This window comes from Neisseria sp. P0021.S005 (assembly GCF_051956955.1).
In genome coordinates, this window is the sequence record NZ_JBQCWY010000999.1 from 1 (window position 1) to 433 (window position 433).

The 433-nt window shown below is 54.3% G+C and carries 1 protein-coding gene; it reads left to right on the forward strand.

Going from position 1 to position 433, the window contains the following annotated elements; translation table 11 throughout:
* The coding region (locus tag ACTHUE_RS20575; RefSeq protein WP_440424342.1) for an SLC13 family permease at nt 1-433 on the forward strand (433 nt) is incomplete at both ends.

Genomic DNA, 433 nt, shown 5'->3' on the forward strand with positions numbered 1-433 from the left:
TGGGTATTCAGCTCCAAAATCAAAGCCGCATTCGGTATTTCCAACCCTGATACCGTTATTGCCCTGATTGCCGCCGTTGCCGTCGTCGCATTCGGCGTGGCGCAATGGAAAGAAGTTGCCCGCAATACCGACTGGGGTGTATTGATGCTCTTCGGTGGCGGTATCAGCTTGAGCGCGTTGCTGCCATCTTCCGGCGCATCTGAAGCATTGGGTAAGCAAGTTGCTTCCACGTTCTCCCACTCTCCTGCATTGCTGGTGATTTTCGTGGTTGCCACTTTCATCATCTTCCTTACTGAGTTCACCAGTAACACGGCTTCCGCCGCCCTGCTTGTGCCTATTTTCGCCAGCATTGCCGCGCAAGTGGGTCTGCCGGAACAAGTCTTGGTATTCGTCATCGGTGTCGGCGCATCTTGTGCCTTCATGTTGCCGGTTG